This window comes from Streptomyces vietnamensis, assembly GCF_000830005.1.
Lineage (GTDB): Bacteria > Actinomycetota > Actinomycetes > Streptomycetales > Streptomycetaceae > Streptomyces > Streptomyces vietnamensis.
On sequence record NZ_CP010407.1, the window covers coordinates 6,104,627 to 6,124,532 of the forward strand.

The 19,906-nt window shown below is 74.2% G+C and carries 12 protein-coding genes; 6 read left to right on the top strand and 6 right to left on the bottom strand.

Annotation, left to right across the window (positions count from 1 at the left end; genetic code table 11):
• The first annotated feature begins 15 nt into the window (after positions 1-15).
• The 6 genes from infB to SVTN_RS27575 all read left to right on the top strand — a co-directional run bounded on the left by infB (position 16) and on the right by SVTN_RS27575 (position 10,048).
• Positions 16-3,102 (top strand): translation initiation factor IF-2, encoded by a 3,087-nt coding sequence (gene infB / locus SVTN_RS42420; RefSeq protein WP_078908519.1) that lies wholly within the window; start codon positions 16-18, stop codon positions 3,100-3,102.
• A gap of 142 nt (positions 3,103-3,244) precedes the next feature.
• A complete protein-coding gene (locus SVTN_RS27555; protein ID WP_017235865.1) occupies positions 3,245-3,538 on the top strand; it encodes a DUF503 domain-containing protein in 294 nt (97 codons plus the stop codon).
• Between the two features lie 30 nt (positions 3,539-3,568).
• Positions 3,569-4,009, top strand: a complete 441-nt coding sequence (gene rbfA / locus SVTN_RS27560; RefSeq protein ID WP_041131524.1) for a 30S ribosome-binding factor RbfA — start codon at positions 3,569-3,571, stop codon at positions 4,007-4,009.
• Positions 4,006-4,905: a tRNA pseudouridine(55) synthase TruB gene (truB, locus tag SVTN_RS27565; protein WP_041131525.1), complete on the top strand. Its 900-nt coding sequence runs from the start codon at positions 4,006-4,008 to the stop codon at positions 4,903-4,905. Before rbfA ends, truB begins: the two co-directional genes overlap by 4 nt.
• Positions 4,906-5,113: 208 nt before the next feature.
• The gene (locus tag SVTN_RS27570) at positions 5,114-9,055 is read left to right on the top strand and encodes a trypsin-like peptidase domain-containing protein (RefSeq protein WP_041131526.1); all 3,942 of its coding nucleotides are present in this window, start codon (positions 5,114-5,116) and stop codon (positions 9,053-9,055) included.
• 39 nt (positions 9,056-9,094) lie between these two features.
• Complete coding sequence (locus SVTN_RS27575) at positions 9,095-10,048, top strand: bifunctional riboflavin kinase/FAD synthetase (protein WP_078908520.1); 954 nt, start codon at positions 9,095-9,097, stop codon at positions 10,046-10,048.
• A 504-nt stretch (positions 10,049-10,552) separates the two neighbouring features.
• Here SVTN_RS27575 and SVTN_RS27580 read toward each other — a convergent pair.
• From SVTN_RS27580 to SVTN_RS27605, 6 genes are all read right to left on the bottom strand, one after another.
• Positions 10,553-11,596, bottom strand: a complete 1,044-nt coding sequence (locus SVTN_RS27580; RefSeq protein WP_425429056.1) for an oligopeptide/dipeptide ABC transporter ATP-binding protein — start codon at positions 11,594-11,596, stop codon at positions 10,553-10,555.
• Positions 11,597-11,652: 56 nt separating this feature from the next.
• Positions 11,653-12,618, bottom strand: coding sequence for an ABC transporter ATP-binding protein (locus SVTN_RS27585; protein ID WP_041131528.1), 966 nt, complete (start codon positions 12,616-12,618; stop codon positions 11,653-11,655).
• A complete protein-coding gene (locus tag SVTN_RS27590) occupies positions 12,615-13,499 on the bottom strand; it encodes an ABC transporter permease (RefSeq protein WP_041131529.1) in 885 nt (294 codons plus the stop codon). The genes SVTN_RS27585 and SVTN_RS27590 overlap by 4 nt, the downstream gene beginning before the upstream one ends.
• Positions 13,496-14,557: an ABC transporter permease gene (locus tag SVTN_RS27595; RefSeq protein WP_041131530.1), complete on the bottom strand. Its 1,062-nt coding sequence runs from the start codon at positions 14,555-14,557 to the stop codon at positions 13,496-13,498. Before SVTN_RS27595 ends, SVTN_RS27590 begins: the two co-directional genes overlap by 4 nt.
• A 3-nt stretch (positions 14,558-14,560) precedes the next feature.
• Positions 14,561-16,393, bottom strand: a complete 1,833-nt coding sequence (locus tag SVTN_RS27600; protein WP_041134293.1) for an ABC transporter substrate-binding protein — start codon at positions 16,391-16,393, stop codon at positions 14,561-14,563.
• Positions 16,394-16,585: 192 nt separating this feature from the next.
• The gene (locus SVTN_RS27605; RefSeq protein ID WP_041131531.1) at positions 16,586-19,804 is read right to left on the bottom strand and encodes an SCO5717 family growth-regulating ATPase; all 3,219 of its coding nucleotides are present in this window, start codon (positions 19,802-19,804) and stop codon (positions 16,586-16,588) included.
• Positions 19,805-19,906 lie beyond the last annotated feature (102 nt).

Genomic DNA, 19,906 nt, shown 5'->3' on the forward strand with positions numbered 1-19,906 from the left:
CTATAAAGGAGCGAAGTGGCTAAGGTCCGGGTATACGAACTCGCCAAGGAGTTCGGTGTGGAGAGCAAGGTCGTCATGGCCAAGCTCCAAGAACTCGGTGAATTCGTCCGTTCGGCGTCCTCGACGATCGAGGCGCCGGTCGTGCGCAAGTTGACTGACGCTTTGCAGGGTCCCGGTGGCAACGCCGGCAAGACCGCTGCCAAGCCCGGCGCGCCCCGCAAGGCGACGCCTTCCCCCGCGGCGCCGTCTCCGGCCGCCGCGGCACGTCCCGCTGCTCCGAAGCCCGGCGCCCCGGCCCCCAAGCCGGCCCCCGCCGCGCCTGCGGCGCCCGCGCCGGTCACTCCGGCCGCGCCCGCGAGCAGCACCCCCTCTCCGGCTCCGGCCGCTCCGGGCCCCCGCCCGGGCCCGAAGCCCGCGCCCAAGCCGGTCACGCCGGCTCCGGCCGCCCCGGAGTTCACCGCGCCCCCGTCGGCTCCCGCCGCCGGTCCGCGTTCCGGTGGCGCCACCCCGGGTCCCCGTCCCACCGGCGAGCGTCCCGCCCGCCCGGGTCAGGGTGCCCCCCGCCCGCAGGGCCAGGGTGCTCCGCGCCCCGGCGGCCAGCAGGCCCCCCGTCCGGGCGGTGCCCGTCCGGCCGGTCCCCGTCCGGGCAACAACCCCTTCACTTCGGGTGGCTCCACCGGCATGGCGCGCCCGCAGGCGCCCCGTCCGGGTGGCGGCGCTCCCCGTCCCGGCGGCCCCGGTGCCGTTCCGGGCGCCCCGCGTCCGCAGGGTGGCCCCGGTGGCGCCCCGCGTCCGCAGGGTCAGGGCGGTGCCCGTCCGACCCCCGGTGGCATGCCTCGCCCGCAGGCTCCCCGTCCGGGCGGCGCGCCCGGCGGTAACCGTCCGAACCCGGGCATGATGCCGCAGCGTCCCGCTGCCGGCCCGCGTCCCGGCCCCGGCGGTCGTGGCCCCGGTGGCCCCGGCGGTCGTCCGGGCGGTCCCGGCGGCGGCGGTCGTCCCGGCTTCGCCGGTCGTCCGGCCGGTCCCGGCGGTGGCGGCGGCGGCTTCGCCGGTCGTCCCGGTGGTCCCGGTGGCGGCGGCGGTCGTCCGGGTGGTCCCGGCGGCGGTGGCGGCGGCTTCGGCGGTCGTCCCGGTGGCTTCGGCGGCCGTCCCGGCGGTCCGGGTGGCCGTGGTGGCACGCAGGGCGCCTTCGGTCGTCCCGGCGGTCCCGCGCGTCGTGGTCGCAAGTCGAAGCGTCAGAGGCGCCAGGAGTACGAGGCCATGCAGGCCCCGTCCGTGGGCGGCGTGATGCTGCCTCGCGGCAACGGCGAAGCCATTCGCCTGTCGCGCGGTGCGTCCCTCACCGACTTCGCGGAGAAGATCGGCGCCAACCCGGCGTCGCTCGTCGCGGTCATGATGAACCTCGGCGAGATGGTCACGGCCACGCAGTCCGTCTCCGACGAGACGCTGCAGCTCCTCGGCGACGAGATGAACTACCAGGTTCAGATCGTCTCGCCGGAGGAGGAGGACCGTGAGCTGCTCGAGTCCTTCGACATCGAGTTCGGCGAGGACGAGGGCGGCGAAGAGGCCCTGGTCTCCCGTCCGCCGGTCGTGACCGTCATGGGTCACGTCGACCACGGTAAGACCCGACTCCTCGACGCGATCCGCAAGACCAACGTGGTCGCGGGCGAGGCCGGTGGCATCACCCAGCACATCGGTGCCTACCAGGTCTCCACCCAGGTCAACGACGAAGAGCGTCGTATCACCTTCATCGACACCCCGGGTCACGAGGCGTTCACCGCCATGCGTGCCCGTGGTGCGAAGTCGACCGACATCGCGATCCTCGTGGTCGCGGCCAACGACGGCGTCATGCCGCAGACGATCGAGGCGCTCAACCACGCCAAGGCCGCCGGCGTCCCGATCGTCGTCGCGGTCAACAAGATCGACGTCGAGGGTGCCGACCCGGTCAAGGTCCGCGGTCAGCTGACCGAGTTCGGTCTGGTGGCCGAGGAGTACGGCGGCGACACGATGTTCGTCGACATCTCCGCCAAGCAGGGTCTGCACATCGACTCCCTGCTGGAGGCCGTCGTCCTCACCGCCGACGCCTCGCTCGACCTTCGGGCCAACCCGAACCAGGACGCGCAGGGTATTGCGATCGAGTCCCACCTCGACCGCGGTCGCGGTGCCGTCTCGACCGTCCTGGTCCAGCGCGGAACGCTGCGCATCGGCGACACGATGGTCGTCGGCGACGCGTACGGCCGCGTCCGGGCGATGCTCGACGACAAGGGCAACAACGTCGAGGAGGCGACCCCGTCGACTCCCGTCCTCGTCCTGGGTCTCACCAACGTCCCGGGTGCCGGCGACAACTTCCTCGTCGTCGACGAGGACCGCACGGCCCGCCAGATCGCCGAGAAGCGCGCTGCGCGTGAGCGCAACGCCGCCTTCGCCAAGCGCGTCCGCCGGGTGTCCCTCGAGGACCTCGACAAGGTGCTCAAGGCCGGTCTCGTCCAGGAACTCAACCTCATCATCAAGGGCGACGCGTCCGGTGCGGTCGAGGCCCTCGAGTCCTCGCTGCTCCAGCTCGACGTCGGCGAAGAGGTCGACATCCGCGTCCTGCACCGCGGTGTGGGTGCGGTCACCGAGTCGGACATCGACCTGGCCATGGGCTCCGACGCCATCGTCATCGGCTACAACGTCCGTGCGGCCGGCCGTGCCGCGCAGATGGCGGAGCGCGAGGGCGTCGACGTCCGGTACTACTCGGTCATCTACCAGGCGATCGAGGAGATCGAGGCGGCGCTCAAGGGCCTCCTCAAGCCGGAGTACGAAGAGGTCGAGCTCGGTACGGCGGAGATCCGCGAGGTCTTCCGCTCGTCCAAGCTGGGCAACATCGCCGGTGTCCTCATCCGCTCGGGCGAGGTCAAGCGCAACACCAAGGCGCGCCTCATCCGCGACGGCAAGGTCATCGCGGAGAACCTCAACATCGAGGGTCTGCGCCGCTTCAAGGACGACGTCACCGAGATCCGCGAGGGCTTCGAGGGTGGTATCAACCTCGGAAACTTCAACGACATCAAGATCGACGACGTCATCGCGACGTACGAGATGCGCGAGAAGCCGCGCGCGTAACGCGTAGGGCTGCGTCCGGGGCCGGTCGGCGGAAGTATTTCCGTCGATCGGCCCCGGCCGTTGCGTGTACGGTTCTGGTGTCCCTGCCAAGCGACGGCGTGGCAGGCCACCGAACCCGAACCGGCGGGACATCCGGCACCGCATGTACGTGGGGACTCTGTCCTTCGACCTGCTCCTCGGCGACGTTCATTCGTTGAAGGAGAAACGCTCCGTCGTCCGGCCCATCGTCGCCGAGCTCCAGCGCAAGTTCTCCGTGAGCGCGGCGGAAGTGGGCGACCAGGACCTTCACCGCAGGGCCCGGCTGGGCGTCGCGCTGGTGTCCGGGGACCACGGATTCGTATCGGACGTGCTCGACCGCTGTGAGCGGCTCGTGGCCGCGCGTCCGGAGGTGGAACTCCTTTCGGTACGCCGAAGGCTCCACACTGATGAAGACTGATTTGAGCAAGGCAAAGAAGGAGAAGGACCAGTGGCCGACAACGCGCGGGCGAAGAAGCTGGCAGACCTCATCCGGGAGGTGGTCGCCGAGAAGCTGCAGCGCGGCATCAAGGACCCCCGCCTGGGTACGCACGTGACCATCACGGACACCCGCGTCACCGGTGACCTGCGGGAGGCCACGGTCTTCTACACGGTCTACGGCGACGACGAGGAGCGCGCGAGCGCCGCGGCGGGCCTGGAGAGCGCCAAGGGCATCCTCCGTTCGGCCGTGGGCCGGGCGGCGGGGACCAAGTTCACCCCGACCCTGACCTTCGTGGCCGACGCCCTCCCGGAGAACGCCCGCACCATCGAGGACCTCCTCGACAAGGCGCGCGCCTCCGACGCCCAGGTGCGTCAGGCCTCCTCGGGCGCCACCTTCGCGGGTGACGCCGACCCCTACAAGAAGCAGGGCGAGGACGAAGCCGCCGAATGAGCACCTCGGGAAAGACGCCCGACGGGCTTGTCATCGTCGACAAGCCGTCGGGCTTCACTTCGCACGACGTCGTGGCCAAGATGCGCGGGATCGCCAAGACCCGCCGCGTCGGCCACGCCGGCACGCTCGACCCCATGGCCACGGGCGTCCTCGTCCTCGGCGTGGAGCGGGCGACCAAGCTCCTCGGTCACCTCGCGCTGACCGAGAAGGAGTACCTGGGCACCATCCGCCTGGGCCAGACGACGATCACCGACGACGCCGAGGGCGAGATCACGGCGTCGGTCGACGCTTCGAAGGTCACCCGCGAGCAGATCGACGCCGGCGTCGCCGAGCTGACCGGCGACATCATGCAGGTCCCGTCGAAGGTCTCCGCGATCAAGATCGACGGCAAGCGGTCGTACGCGCGCGTGCGCGGCGGCGAGGAGTTCGAGATCCCGGCCCGCCCGGTCACCGTCTCCTCCTTCCGCGTGTACGACGTCCGCGAGGAGACCGCCGAGGACGGCACGCCCGTCGTCGACCTGGTCGTCTCGGTGGTCTGCTCCTCCGGTACGTACATCCGGGCGCTCGCCCGGGACCTCGGCGCCGGACTCGGCGTGGGCGGCCACCTGACCGCACTGCGCCGCACCCGGGTCGGCCCGTACAAGCTGGACTCGGCCAGGACCCTGGACCAGCTCCAGGAGGAGCTCACGGTCATGCCGGTCGCCGACGCGGCCGCGGCGGCGTTCCCGCGCTGGGACGTCGACGAGAAGCGGGCCAGGCTGCTGCTCAACGGCGTCCGCCTGGAGATGCCGGAGTACCCGAAGGGGCCCGTCGCGGTCTACGGGCCCGAGGGGAAGCTGCTCGCGCTGGTCGAGGACCAGCGGGGCAAGGCGAAGAGCCTCGCCGTCTTCGGCTGAGCCGACCTCCGAACGTGGGGCGGGCACGCGCGCGCGTGCCCGCCCCACGTTTCTTTCCCCCCTCGGTTTCCCCCGTGGAGTGTCTGTCCGGCGGAGCCGCCGAAATTCACCCCATCAGGGAGGCGCTCGGAGTGAACGGGGGAGTGGGAGGGGGCGCGTTTCCCCGCGAGCGCCTCCGGGTGATCACCGGCCGCCTACCGTCGACATCATGGGAAGCGGGGACCTGGCGACGCTGGTGCGCATCTGCGATCCGGCGGGCCGGCCACGTGGCACCGGTTTCCTCGCCGACCACCACGGAACGGTCGTCACCAGCCACGAAGCCGTCGACGGGCTCAGCCGTGTCGTCCTGCACGCCCCCGGCGACCGGAGCTGGCTCGCCGAGGCCGAGGCCGTCACCCCGCTGCCCGAGAGCGGCCTCGCGCTCGTCCGGACCGAAGGGCTCGGCGGCCGCCCGCTGCCGCTCGCCACCCGGCCCGAGATCGAACCCGGCACCTACGTACGGATCGCCGCCCAGGGCTGGCGCGAGGCCCGTGTCCTCGGCCCCGCCTCCGTCACGTACACCGCAGCCGACCGCTTCCACGCCCTCGCCGACGCCCTCGAACTGGCCATCGGCACCGAGGGCGCCGAGGCGCTCCGCCGCGGCGGACAGGCCGCCGGAGGACCCGTCCTCGACACCGTCACCGGCACCGTCCTCGCCGTCCTCGGCACCGCCCTGCGCGGCGACCGCCGGGCCGCCGGATACGCCGTGCCGCTCCGGCCCGCCGGGTACGCCGTGCCGGTCCGGCCCTCCGGGCCACACCACGAGGGGCCCGCCGCCGTGCCGCCACGGCCCGCCGACCCGCTCACCGCCCTGCTGCGGCGCAACGCGGCCACCGTCCCCGCCTACGGGCCCGACCTCAACCTCGCCGCCATCCTGGAGCTCACCGCCACCTCCACCGGGCCCGTACGGGACCCCGGCCCCTGGCCCGAGCCCGTCGAACGCCCCGACTGCGTCCGCGAGTTCGCCCGCTTCACGGCCGGCCGTGCCCCCGTCCTCGCCCTCGTCGGCGCTCCCGGCACCGGCCGCACCACCGCCCTCGCCGCGCTCTGCGCCCGCCGAGCCCGGGGCGCCGCACCCGCCCCCACCGTCCGGCTGCGCGGCGCCGACCTGCGCGCCGAGGACCGCTCGCTCGCCGACGCCGTCGGCCGCGCCCTGCACCAGGCCGGCCGGATCGTCGCCGCCTCCGGGGCGCTCGGCGACACCACGACCGCCACCCCGGAGCGGGCCGCCGCCCTCGCCCGGGACGCGGGCCGCCCGCTCCTCGTCGTCCTCGACGGCCCCGAGGAGATGCCGCCGCTCCTCGCCCACCGGCTCGCCGACTGGACGGCGGCCACGGAGCACTGGCTCCGCACCCACGGAGCCCGCCTCGTCACCGCCTGCCGCCCGGAGCACTGGGAACAGGCGGGCGCGCTGTACGGACCGGGGGCGCTGCACCGGCCGGCGGGGGACCCGGGCCGGGCGGTGGGGCCCGGCATCGGCCCGTCCGACCCGGGCCGGGCCTCGACCGGCACCGGCGACGCCATGCCCGCCGCGGTCGTCCTCGGGCCGTACACCGAGACGGAGGCCCGTGCCGTACGCGAGGGCTACGGGATCGGGGAGACGGACCTCGCCCCGGCGGACGCCCGGCACCCGCTGGCCCTGCGGCTGCTCGCCGAGGTGCGGGCGGCGCTGCCGGGCGAGGTGCCGGGACGGCCCGGGCGCGAGGAGATCTTCACGGCCTACCTGGACCTGATGTGCCTGCGGACCGCCGTCAGGATCGCCGCGGGCTCGAGCCCCCTCCCCCGGGGGACGGCCGTCCGCCGCCTCGCCGCGCGCGTGACGGGCCGGCTGCACGAGGCGGCCCGCCGGTGCCTCGGCCCCGGACACGGCGTCCTCGACCGGGCCTCCTTCGAGGAGCTGTTCCCCTGGCGCGAGGGCTGGGCCCCGGCCGTCCTCACCGAGGGCCTCCTCGTCCCGGCGGGCTCCGGCTACCGCTTCGCCCACGAGGAACTCGCCGACTGGGTCCAGGCCGCCCACCTGGACCTGGACACGGCCCTGGAGGCCCTGGTCCACGGAGCCCGGCCCACGGACCCGCCCCGCCCGCCCGAGGCACCCGCGCCGGACGACCCGCCCGCCCCGGGCCCGCCCGGCGGGCCCCCGAGGCCCAGCAGGGGCAGGCACGCCGCACCCGCGATGCCATCCGCGATGCCGCCCGGGCCCGGCATCCCGGCCGGTCCGGGCACCACCGGCGGGGCCGCCGGACCGGCCGGGCCCGGCGTTTCTGCCGGTCCCGGTGCCACCGGCGGGCTCGGCGGGGCGGTCGGTCCGGCCGGGCCCGCAGTCCCAGGCAGGCCGGGAGCCCCTGGTGGGGCTGGCCTCCCTGGTGCTCTTGGCGGGCAACGCGGGCCCGGCGCGGCCGCGGAGGCCGGTGAGCCCTGGGTGTCCGGTGCAGCCGACCGGTCCGGAGTGCCCGGCGTGGCCCATCGACCCGGCGCCACCGGCGCGCCCGGTCCGGGCGCCGGGGAACAGGCGGCGGGTGGGCCGTTGCCCGTGCCCCGGCACCGCATCGGGCCCGTGTCGCAGGCGCTGCTGCTGCTCCACCGGGAGCGGGGGGTCGCCGGGCTCGGGCCCCGGCTGGCCGGGCTCGTCGAGGCGCTCGGAGGGTTCGCCCGGGAGGGGCGGAACGGGGACGGGGCCTGGTGGGCCGCCCGGCTGCTCGGGGAGACCGTGCGGCGGGTGCCGGACCCGCGGCCGTACCTGCCCGTCCTGCGGCTCCTCGCCGATGAGGTCGGGGCCCACCCGGAACACCATCCGGTCTTCGCCTCCTTCGGGACCGCCTTCTGGCTGGGGCTGCCGGTCGGCGAGGACGAGCGGATCGATCTGCTGCGGCGGCTCGGCGAACGCAGCCTCGACGCCGTCGCGGCCCTGCTCGCCGCCGACCCCCGGGGCGTCCAGCCGCTCCTCTGCCGCTGGTTCGGCGACCCCCGGCCCCCCGTCGCCACCGCCGCCCAGGCCCTCCTGCACACCCACCGCGCGCTCGCCGTCGACGACCTGTGCGAGGCGCTCGTCGCCACCGCCCACCCGCTCGCCGACGGCCTCCTCGCCGCGCTCGCCCGGGACGAGCCCTCCGCGCTCTGCCGGGCCGTCGACCGCTGGGCCCACGACGACGGGCGCCCGGAGCGGCGCGTCGCGGCCGCCGCGTACGGACACCTGGTCGCCGGGCACGTCACCACCTCCGCCGACCGCGAGCTCCTCCGCTACGCCGCCCTCGCCCTGCTCGCCCGCCCCGGAGACCAGACCCTCCACGGCGCCGCCCTCGGGCTCCTCGTCCGCGACCCGCACACCCGCGCCCGCCACCTCCCGCGCGCCCTGGCCGAGCCCCAGGTGCCCGCCGCCGCGCTCGCCGAGGCACTCCCGACCCACCCCGAGGAGGTCCTCGCCGCCTTCCGGGCCCGCCTGGGCGCCACCGGCGAGACGGCCGCCGCCGCCCTGCGGGTCCTCGCCGAGGTCGACACGCCCGCCCTCGCCCGCCGGATCGCCGCCCTCGTCCGCGAGCACGCCGCCCGCCACCCCGAGGGCGCCCCGCTCGTCGCCGCCTTCGTCGACCGCCGCCTCGAGGACGGACCCGCCGCGAGGGCGATCCTCTTCCCGCTGGTCACAGGCCTGATCCGGGGTCGCCCCGCCCCGCTCCGACGCGCCCTCGCCCCCGTCCTCGCCGCCCCCGGCACCGGGGCCTCCCGCCATCTGCGGGCCGAGCTGCTCGACGTACTCCTGGAGCACGAGCGGTACGAGGCCGAGACCGGGGAGCTGACCGTCCTGGAGGCCCTCCTGCGGGCCGCCGCGGAGGGCGCGGAGCGGCGTACCGTGCCGCGCACCCGGGAGCTCACGTACCGCGTCGGCGCGCTGTGCGTCCGTACCCCCGCGGGCGCCTGGCGGCTCGACCGGACCCTCGCCGGGGCCGTCCGCGAGCTGCCCGCCTTCGCCGCGCTCCTCGCCGCCTGGACGGTCGCCGCCCCCGGCGAGTGGGTGCCGCTGCTCGGCCCGGAGACCCTCCAGGCGCTGCGGAGCCCCGGCACTGCCATGCCGATGCGGACCGACGGCCGTGGACATGGCAGTCTTAGACCTGCGTAAAGGCGAACAGGGCGAACAGGCGGACGAGGAGCGGTCACAGTGCAGCGCTGGCGTGGCTTGGAGGACATCCCCCAGGACTGGGGACGCAGCGTCGTCACCATCGGCTCCTACGACGGGGTGCACCGCGGACACCAGCTGATCATCGGGCGTGCCGTCGAGCGCGCCCGGGAGCTGGGCGTCCCCTCCGTCGTCGTCACCTTCGACCCGCACCCCTCCGAGGTCGTGCGCCCCGGCAGCCACCCGCCGCTGCTCGCCCCGCACCACCGGCGTGCGGAGCTGATCGCGGAGCTCGGCGTGGACGCGGTGCTCGTGCTGCCGTTCACGGCGGAGTTCTCGCAACTCTCCCCGGCCGACTTCATCGTCAAGGTGCTCGTCGACAAGCTGCACGCGAAGGCCGTCATCGAGGGCCCCAACTTCCGCTTCGGGCACCGGGCCGCCGGCAACGTCGCCTTCCTCACCGAGCTCGGCGCCACCTACGACTACGAGGTCGAGGTCATCGACCTGTACGTCAGCGGGGCCGCCGGCGGCGGCCAGCCCTTCTCCTCCACCCTCACCCGCCGCCTCGTCGCCGAGGGCGACATGGCCGGCGCCGCCGAGATCCTCGGCCGCCCGCACCGGGTCGAGGGCATCGTCGTCCGCGGCGCGCAGCGCGGCCGCGAGCTCGGCTTCCCGACGGCCAACGTCGAGACCCTGCCGCACACGGCGATCCCGGCGGACGGCGTCTACGCGGGCTGGCTGACGGCCGCGGGGGAGCGGATGCCGGCGGCGATCTCGGTCGGCACGAACCCGCAGTTCGACGGCACGGAGCGGACGGTCGAGGCGTACGCGATCGACCGCGAGGGGCTCGACCTGTACGGGCTGCACGTGGCGGTGGACTTCCTGGCGTACGTGCGGGGCATGCTGAAGTTCGACACGTTGGACGATCTGCTGCAGGCGATGGCGGCGGACGTGAAGCGCTGCCGCGAACTGACGGAAGAATACGACCGCACCTAACGGCCCGCCCCGTGCGGGCCCACACCCTGCTGGGCTTCGCCCCCGCCCGTGCTGGGCGATGTCCTTCCGCCGCCCGCCGTGTGGCCCCGCGCCGGGGCGGGCGGTGCCCCGCCGCCGTGTGGGCCCGCGCCCCGGCTGGGCGTCGCCCCCCGCCGTGTGGGCAATCGTCCCGCTGGGGCGGGACGGGTGGGCACACGGGACGGTGCCCCCAGCCGGGCCTAGGCGTTCCGCGCCTGGACCCGCACCGACCGAGCGCCGTGCACGGGGTGCGGGTTCAGGCGCGGAAGCCTCTGGCGCCGGCAGGGCGCGGGTCCGTTGTGCCCACCCGTTCCGCCCCAGCGGAACGATTGCCCACAACGGGGGCGGCATGGGGCGCCCGCAACGGAGGCGCCGTCCGGGCGGGTGGGCACCGCCCCAGCGGAACGATTGCCCACAACGGGGCGGGCGACGCCCACAACGGCGGGGCGCCGCCCCGGCGGAGTGGCCGTCCGCGACGGGCCCGGATCAGGCCCCCCGTGTCACCCAGTGGCAGGCAACCGCCTCCCCGCCGCCGCCCAGGACCGGCAGGTCCTCCCCCCGGCAGCGGTCCGCGACCGGCGTCGCCTCGCCCGAGGCGAGGAGCTGGCAGCGGGCGTGGAAGCGGCAGCCGGAGGGGATGCGGGACGGGTCCGGGGGTTCGCCCGTCAGGACCACCGGCGCGCCCTCCGACTCCGGCAGGACCGACAACAGTGCCCGGGTGTATGGGTGTTGTGGGTTCGTCAGGACCGACTCCACCGGTCCCGTCTCCACGACCCGGCCCAGGTACATCACCGCCACCCGGTCCGCGATGTTCCACGCGAGCCCCAGGTCGTGGGTCACCACCAGCGCGGACAGGCCGAGTTCGTCGCGCAGCCGCAGCAGCAGCGCCAGGATCTCTCCCCGTACCGACGCGTCCAGGGACGCCACCGGCTCGTCGGCGACGATCAGTTCGGGCTCCAGGACGAGCGCGCCGGCGATGACCACGCGCTGCCGCTGGCCGCCGGACAGTTCGTGCGGGTAGCGGAGGAAGAACCGCTCCGGGGGACGGAGCCCCGCCCGTGCCAGGGCCTCGCCGACGGCCGTGCGCTCGTCCCCCGCGTACCCGTGGATCCGCAGCCCCTCCGCCACCGCGTCGTACACGGTGTGCCGGGGGTTCAGCGAACCGCTCGGGTCCTGGAGGACCAGCTGTGCCCGCTTCCGGTAGGCCCTGAGCGCCCCCGAGGAGTACGCGAGCGGCTGCCCGTCGAAGGCGATCGTGCCTGCCGTGGGCCGGACCAGGCCGAGCAGCGAGCGGGCCAGCGTCGTCTTGCCGCAGCCCGACTCGCCGACCAGGGCCACGATCTCCCCGGCGCCGATGTCCAGGTCCACGCCGTCCACCGCGCGCGCGGGCGGCGCGCCCCGGCGCCCCGGGAAGGTCACGTGCAGTCCGCGCGCCGAGAGGAGAGGGCGTGCGGGGGCCTCGGTGCTCAGGGCGGGTTCCCCATGCGTCTCGGTGCTCAGGGCGTGTTCCCCATGCGTCTCGGTGACCATGGCGTGTTCCCCACGCCCCTCGCCGCTCGCGACGTGTTCCCCACGTGCCTCGCCGCTCATGACGTGCTCCCCACGTGTACGCAGGCGGCCCGGCGCCCCGCGCCCGCCTCCCGCAGTTCCTGGTCGAGCTCCGCGCAGGCGTCCACCGCCACCGGGCAGCGCGGATGGAAGGTGCAGCCGCCGGGCAGGTCCGCCGGGTCCGGCGGGTCGCCGGGCAGGCCGCGCGGCGCCCGCCGGGACGCGAGGTCCCCGATCCGGGGGAACGCAGAGGACAGCGCCCGCCCGTAGGGGTGCGCGGCCGCCTCGTACACCGCCCGCGCCGGCCCCTCCTCGACGACCCGGCCCGCGTACATCACGGCGAGCCGGTCGCAGGTGTCGGCGAGGACCGCCAGGTCGTGGCTGATCATCAGGAGGCTGATGGACTGCTCGGCGACGAGCCGCTCGATCAGCCGCAGGATCTGCGCCTGGATCATCACGTCGAGCGCGGTCGTCGGCTCGTCCGCGACGATCAGGCGCGGGTCGCAGGCGAGCGCCATCGCGATCATCACGCGCTGCCGCTGCCCGCCGGACAGCTCGTGGGGGTAGGCGGCGGCCCGGGCCGCCGGGAGCCCGACGTGTTCGAGCAGCTCGCCGACCCGTTTGCGGGCCGCCGCCGGGGTCGCCCGGCCGTGCACGAGCAGCGGCTCGGCGATCTGGTCCCCGATCCGGTGCACGGCGTTCAGCGAGTGCATCGCGCCCTGGAAGACGATCGAAGCGCCCGCCCAGCGCACGGCCCGCAGCCGGCCCCAGGACATGGCGAGGACGTCGTCGCCGTCGAGCAGGATCTCGCCCTCGATCCGCGCCGAGGCCGGAAGGAGCCGAAGGAGCGCGAGCGCGAGCGTGGACTTGCCGCAGCCCGACTCGCCGGCGACTCCCAGCTTGGTCCCCGACTCCAGGGTCAGGTCGACCCCGCGCACGGCGGGCACGGCGGCCGCGCCCGACCCGTACGTCACCCTGAGGTCCCGTACCTCGAGGAGGCTCATCGCCCCACCCCCAGCTTCGGGTTCAGTACGGACTCCACGGCCCGGCCGCACAGCGTGAACGCGAGCGCGACCAGGGCGATCGCGATCCCGGGCGGGGCCAGGTACCACCAGTGCCCGGAGGAGACGGCGCCCGCCTCCCGGGCGTCCTGGAGCATCCCGCCCCAGGAGACGACCGTCGGGTCGCCGAGGCCGAGGAAGGCGAGGGTCGCCTCGGTGAGGATGGCAGTCGAGATGCCGAGGGTGGTCTGCGCGAGGACCAGCGGCATCACGTTCGGCAGCACGTGCCGGGTCATGACGTGCCGGTGGCCGCCGCCGAGCGCGGTAGCCCGCTCGATGTACGGGCGGGACTCCACCGCGATCGTCTGCGCCCGTACGAGTCGGGCGGTAGTGGGCCAGGAGGTCACGCCGATCGCCAGGACCACCGTCCACATCGACCGGGACATGACCGTGGCGAGGACGATCGCGAGCACCAGCGTCGGCATCACCAGGAACCAGTCGGTGATCCGCATGACGACGGTCGAGAACCAGCCGCCGTAGTGCCCGGCGATGATGCCGACCAGGGTCCCAATGGCGACGGACAGGGTCGCCGCGAGCAGGCCGACGAGCAGCGAGATCCGGGCGCCCCAGATCAGCAGGCCGAGCAGCGAGCGCCCGAACTGGTCGGTGCCCAGCGGGAACTCGGCGCTCGGCGGCTCCAGGGCGGTGCCCGGCGCCTCCGTCACCGACTGCACGTCGGAGCCGACGGTCCACGGGGCGGTGAGCGCGAGCAGGGCGATCAGGGCGAGGCCGACGAGGCCGTAGAGCCCGGCGCGGTGGGTCCGGTACGACGTCCAGAAGCGCGCGACCGAACCCTTGCGGCGCTCCCATGCGAGAGAGGTCATCGGCCCACCCGGGGGTCGAGCAGCGGATAGAGCAGGTCGGCGATCAGGTTCATCAGGATCATCGCTCCGGCGAAGACCACGAACAGGCCCTGCACGAGCGGCAGATCGGGCACGCTCAGCGCCTGGTAGAACAGCCCGCCGAGCCCCGGCCAGGAGAACACCGTCTCCACCAGGATCGAACCGGCCGCCACGTGGCCCAGGTTGATGAAGATCATGGTCACGGTCGGAAGCAGCGCGTTCGGCACGGCGTGCTTGCGCCGCACGACGTCGTCCCGCAGCCCCTTCGCCCGCGCCGTCGTCAGATAGTCGCCGCCCATCTCGTCGAGGAGCGAGGAGCGCATCACGAGCAGGGTCTGCGCGTAGCCGACGGCGACGAGCGTGACCACGGGCAGGACCAGGTGGTGGGCGACGTCCAGGACGTACGCGAAACCGGTCTCGCCCGTGCCCGACTCCATGCCGCCGGTCGGGAAGAGCCCCGGGATCGGCCCCATGCCCACGGAGAAGACGATGATGAGGATCAGCCCGAGCCAGAAGGAGGGCACCGACCACAGGGTCAGCGCGATCCCGGTGTTCAGCTTGTCGCCGAGCCTGCCGTGCCGCCAGGCCGAGCGGGTGCCCAGCCACAGCCCGAGCGCCGAGTAGATCACCACGGCGACCCCGGTGAGCAGCAGCGTCGCCGGGAGCTTCTCCGCGATGAGGTCCCCGACGGGGGCGCGGAACTGGAACGAGGTGCCGAGGTCGCCGCTCAGCGCCTTGGCGCAGTAGTCGGTGAACTGCTGCCACAGCGGCAGATCGAGCCCGAACTGGCGGCGCAGCGTGGCGAGTTGCTCGGCGGAGGTGGGCACGCCGTGGGTCATCGCCTTCACCGGGTCACCGGGGATGATCCGGAAGAGGAAGAAGCTGGTGACCAGGACCGCGAGGAGCGAGACGAGCGCGCCGCCCAGCTTCCCCGCCGCGTGGCGGAGGTAGCCGAGGGAGGAACCGGTGCGGGGTGCGCCGTCCGTGGCGCGGGCCTTCTCGGCCCGCGCCACGTCGGCGGGGGTGCTTGCCGTCGTCACGTACTACTCGCGGTCGTCGGCGGTGGAGCGGCGGCGCAGACCGAGGAAGGCGCCGAGGCCGAGGACGACGATCACGGCCGCGGCGATGCCGATGATCACCCCGGTGGACGAGCCGCCGTCGGAGTCCTCGGCCTGTGCGGTGGGCACGGCCGACCACCAGCTCCAGTAGCCGTCCTGGCCCCACAGGTTCCCTGCGGCCTCGGGCATGGTCGTGATGGACTTGATCTGGTCCGTGCGGTACGCCTCCAGGGCGTTCGGGTAGGCCATGACGTTCATGTACCCCGTGTCGTACAGCCGGGACTGCATCCGCTTCACCAGATCCGCCCGCTTGGCGGCGTCGTACTCCACCGCCTGCTGCGCGTAGAGCCCGTCGAACTCCTTGTCGCAGATGAAGTTGTCGGTGGCGCCGGAGTCCTTCGGGGTCGCCGGGAGCGTGCCGCAGGTGTGGATGGAGAGCACGTAGTCCGGGTCGGGGTTGACCGACCAGCCGTCGAACGCCAGGTCGTAGTCGCCCTTGACCCAGGGGTCGGAGACGCTGTCCAGGCACTCGACCTTCAGGCCGATGCCGAGCTTGCCCCACCACTCCTGGAGGTACTTGCCGACGGCCTTGTCGTTCGGGTCGGTGGCGTGACAGAGGATCCGGAAGTCGAGCGGCTTGCCGTCCTTGCCGAGCCGCTTGCCGGCGGCGTTCTTCTTGTATCCGGCGGCGTCGAGGACCTTCTCCGCCTCGGCCGGGTCGTACGCCCGCTTCTGCGCGGCCTCCGGCTTCCAGAAGTACGAGCCGAAGCGCGGCGGGATGTACCCCTCGCCCTCGACGGCGTGCCCCTGGAAGACCTTGTCGACGAGGGTGGTGCGGTCGACGGCGAGGAAGAGCGCCTTGCGCACCTCGGGGTCGAGCAGCGCCTTGTTGCCGTTGCCGAAGGTCCTGCCGTCCTGGGCCTTCGCGCCCGGGTTGGTGGCGAGGGCGTAGAAGCGGCGGCCGGGGGCGTCGTTGACCTTGATGTTCTTCTGGGTCTTCAGGGCGGCCGCCTGGGCGGGCGTCAGGTTCGGCACGAAGGACACCTCGCCCTTCTGCAGGGCCGCGACGGCCGCGTCGCCGTCCTTGTAGTACTTGAAGACCAGTTCGTCGAACTTGGGTGCGCCCCGCCAGAACTTCTTGTTCGGCTTGAGCTTGATGTACTGGTCGACCTTGAAGTCCGTGATGACGAAGGGGCCGTTCCCGACGATCGGGAACTGCTTGTCGTTGTTGAACTTCGAGAAGTCGGTGACCTTCTCCCAGACGTGCTTCGGCACGATCGGCACGTCGAGGGCCGTCATCGTCGCCTGCGGCTTCTTGAGCTTGATGACGAGCGTCTGCGGGTCGGGCGCGGTGACCTGGGCGAAGTTGGCCGTGAAGCTGCCGTTGGCGGTGGCGGCGTTCGGGTCGGTCATCATCTTGTTGAAGGTCCAGGCCGCGTCCTCGGCGGTGGCCTGCTGCCCGTCCGACCAGGTCGAGTCCTTGCGGATCGTGTACGTCCACGTCAGCTTGTCGGCCGAGGACGTCCACGCGGTCGCCAGACCCGGGATCGTGTGCGCGTCCTTCGGGTCGTAGTTCGTGAGGTACTCGTACGCCAGCCGGTGGATGCTGGTCGAGGTGAGCTTCTGGGCGAGGAACGGGCTCAGCGAGTCGATGCTCTGCGAGACGGCGACCGTGAGGGTGGTGCCGCCGGACTTCTCGTCCTCCGCCTGCGCGGTGCCGGGGAGGACGACGAGCGAGGTGCCGGCGAGACCGGTGGCGAGCAGAAGTCGGAGGGCTCTGCGGGCGGGGGCGGGGCGGGGTGGAACCTTCGTGACCATGACCATGGGACGTGACCTCGCGTCGGAGTTTCTGTCGTGGATCTTGGGCTGACGAGCGGTGAAGCGAAGGTGTATCAGCGGTGGTCTGCCGTCGTCAACGATCCCTCAAACCCCTTGTGGTCTGCGGGAACGCCAAGAGGCTCCGTATCGGTGAGCCGATACGGAGCCTCATTGGTCTAATCCTGTGACGCCCTACTGCTGAGGGGCTGGCGGCGCCTGCGGAGGGCCCTGCGGGTCCGCCTGCGGAGGCAGCGGCTGACCCGGCTGGGGCTCGCCGCCGTCCTGCGGCTGCTGCCAGGCCTGCGGCACACCCGGCTGCCCGGGCGTCGGCTGACCGGGCATGGGCTGTCCCGGCTGCGGCTGGCCGGCCGGGGGGCCGTACGGCTGACCGGGGACGGGCTGGCCGGGGGCGAACTGACCCGGCATCGGGCCGGGCATCTGACCCGGCATCGGCTGACCGGGCACCTGACCCGGCATCGGCTGTCCCGGCTGCGGGTACGCCTGCGGCGGGTAGGGCTGACCGGCCTGCGGCTGCGGCGGGTACGGCTGACCGGGCTGCGGCGCCTGGGGCGCGTACGGCTGACCGGGGACGGGCTGGCCGGGCGCGAACTGGCCGGGCATCGGCTGCCCCGGCATCGGCTGTCCGGGCACGGGCTGCCCGGGCACCTGACCCGGCATCGGCTGACCGGGCGCGAACTGCCCCGGAACCTGCTGTCCGGGCATCGGCTGGCCCGGCATCGGCGGGGCCGTGTGCGGAGGCATCGCGCCCTGGCCGTCACCGGTCCAAAGACCCTGCGCCTGCTGCGCCCGTACGAAGTCCTCGGCCACCATCGCCGAGAGGTGGAAGTACGCCTCCCGGGTCTTCGGCCGCATCATGTCGAGGTCGACCTCGGCGCCGGCCGCCAGGTGCTCGTCGAAGGGCACGACCACGACACCGCGGCAGCGGGTCTGGAAGTGTTGCACGATGTCCTCGACCTTGATCATCTTGCCGGTCTCGCGGACACCCGAGATGACCGTGATGGACCGCTGCACCAGGTCCGCGTAGCCGTGGGCCGACAGCCAGTCGAGGGTCGTCGAGGCGCTGGAGGCGCCGTCCACGGAGGGCGTGGAGATGATGATCAGCTGGTCGGCGAGGTCGAGGACCCCGCGCATGGCGCTGTACAGCAGGCCCGTACCCGAGTCGGTGAGGATGATCGGGTACTGCTTGCCGAGGACGTCGATCGCACGCCGGTAGTCCTCGTCGTTGAAGGTCGTCGAGACGGCCGGGTCCACGTCGTTGGCGAGGATCTCCAGGCCGGACGGCGCCTGCGAGGTGAACCGGCGGATGTCCATGTACGAGTTCAGGTACGGGATCGCCTGCACCAGGTCGCGGATGGTCGCCCCGGTCTCGCGCCGCACCCGGCGGCCGAGCGTGCCGGCGTCCGGGTTGGCGTCGATCGCCAGGATCTTGTCCTGCCGTTCGGTGGCGAGGGTCGCGCCGAGCGCGGTGGTCGTCGTGGTCTTGCCGACGCCGCCCTTGAGCGAGATGACCGCGATCCGGTAGCAGGAGAGGACCGGCGTACGGATCAGGTCCAGCTTCCGCTGCCGCTCCGCCTCCTCCTTCTTGCCGCCGAGCTTGAAGCGGTTGGCGGCACCGGGGTTCCGGCTGGACTTGGGCTTCTGCTTGTTGTTGCGCAGGAGCCGGTCGGAGGAGAGCTCCACGGCCGCGTTGTACCCGAGCGGGGCGCCCGGCACGGACCGCTCCCGCTGGTCGTGCGTCACCGGCGAGGGCCAGGCGGCACCGGTCCGCGGATCCACGGCCGGCTGACCGTCGTACGGGGGCTGCGGGGCCTGCGCCGCCTGCGGGGGTACGGCTCCGGGGTGCGGGTAGCCGTAGCCGCCGGGGGCCTGCGCCTGCGGCGGGACACCGCCGGGCGCGCCGGGCTGCTGCGGGTAGCCGTAACCGGCCTGCTGCGGCGGGAAGCCGTAACCGCCCTGCGGGGCCGGGGGCTGGGGAGCCGCCGGGGCCTGGGGCTCCTGCGGGGCCTGCGGGGCCTGCGGGTAACCGTAGGCCCCGGGCGTCTGGGCCTGGGTCTGCGGCGGTACGGGGCCGGGACCGGGCGTGCCGGGCACGGGTGCCGCAGGGGCGGGCCAGGCGGCGGCGGGCGGCAGCGGCGCGGCCGGCGGCACCGGCTGGGCACCCGGAGCGGGCTGCGCGGGCCACTGCTGCGCGGGCTCGGGGGCGGCCGGCTGGAACGACGGCGGCAGCGGAGGCAGCCCGGCCCCGGCTCCGGCCTGCGGCCCGGCGCCCGGGTACGGCGCGCCGTACGGCCCGGGGGCGGCGGCGCCCGCGCCCGGGTACGGGGCGCCGTAGGGTCCGGGAGCGCCACCGGGCTGCTGCCCGGCCGCGTCGTACGGACCGGGAGCCGCGCCGGGGCCGAAGCCCTGCGGCGCGTCGGCGGCGGGGTGCGCGGCGGGGAGGGGGCCGGCGCCGGGAGCGGCCTGGTCGGCGGCGACGGCCGCCCCGGTCTCCGCGTCGGTGCCGGTCTCCGGCTCCGCGTCCGCCTCGGGAGCGGCCGGCGCGTCCTCCGGGCTCGCGGCGTCGCCGGAGGCCTCTGCAGAGGCCTCGTCGTCGCCCGTACCCGTCGCGTCCGTCGCGTCGTCGGCCACCTCGTCGTCGGTGCTCTCGGTCTCCACGGCTTCCGCGGAGGGGGCCTCGGTGGAGTCCGCCGCACCGCCGTCCTCGGCGGCCGCGCTGCTCGCCGGGTCGGCGGAGTCGTCCGCGCCCGCCGACCTCTCCGCGTCCGCCGTGTTCTCTGCGTTCTCTGCGTTCTCCGCCGTGCGCTCGGCGATCTCGCGCTCGAGAGCGGCGGGGGAGAAGCGCACGGTGGCACCGCTCTCGACGTCCCCGCCCCCGTACGAGGCCGCGGGCGCCGGGACGGACGGCAGCGAACCACCGGGCACGGGCGCACCAGGCACCGGCGCACCCGGCACCGGCGCACCAGGCGTGCCGAACGGAGGAGCCCCCACCGGCGGCACCGCAGCGGCGGGCTGCACGGGAGCAGGCGCGACGGGCGCGACGGGCGCGACGGGTGCGGCAGGCGCGACCGGCTCAACCGCCGGAGCGGGCACAGGTGCAGGAGTCGGCGGCGTCACGGGAGGCACCGCCACCGGCGGGGCCGGCGGCGCGATGTTCCAGCTGGGCTCGAAGCCGCTGCCCGCCGGGAGGCCCGGTACGGCGACCGGCGCTCCGCTCGGCGGCGGGGGAGTGACACCGCCCGCCCCCGTACCGCCCGACGCGTTCTGCGTGTACCAGGCGGGCGGGGTGTAGTCGATGGTGAACTCACCCGTCATCTCGGCGGGATCCGCGTCGGACTGATCGTCGGCGGGCGGATTCCAACCCCCGTGGATCTCGTCGCGATCGCCGTTCACTTTGCCTCCTGGTGTGGTCGAGCACCCTTGTGCCGTTGTGGGCGGGGCCCTTCCACCCTAATCGCCGCGGGCCGCCCCCGGGCAGGGCCGACGGCCCCTCCG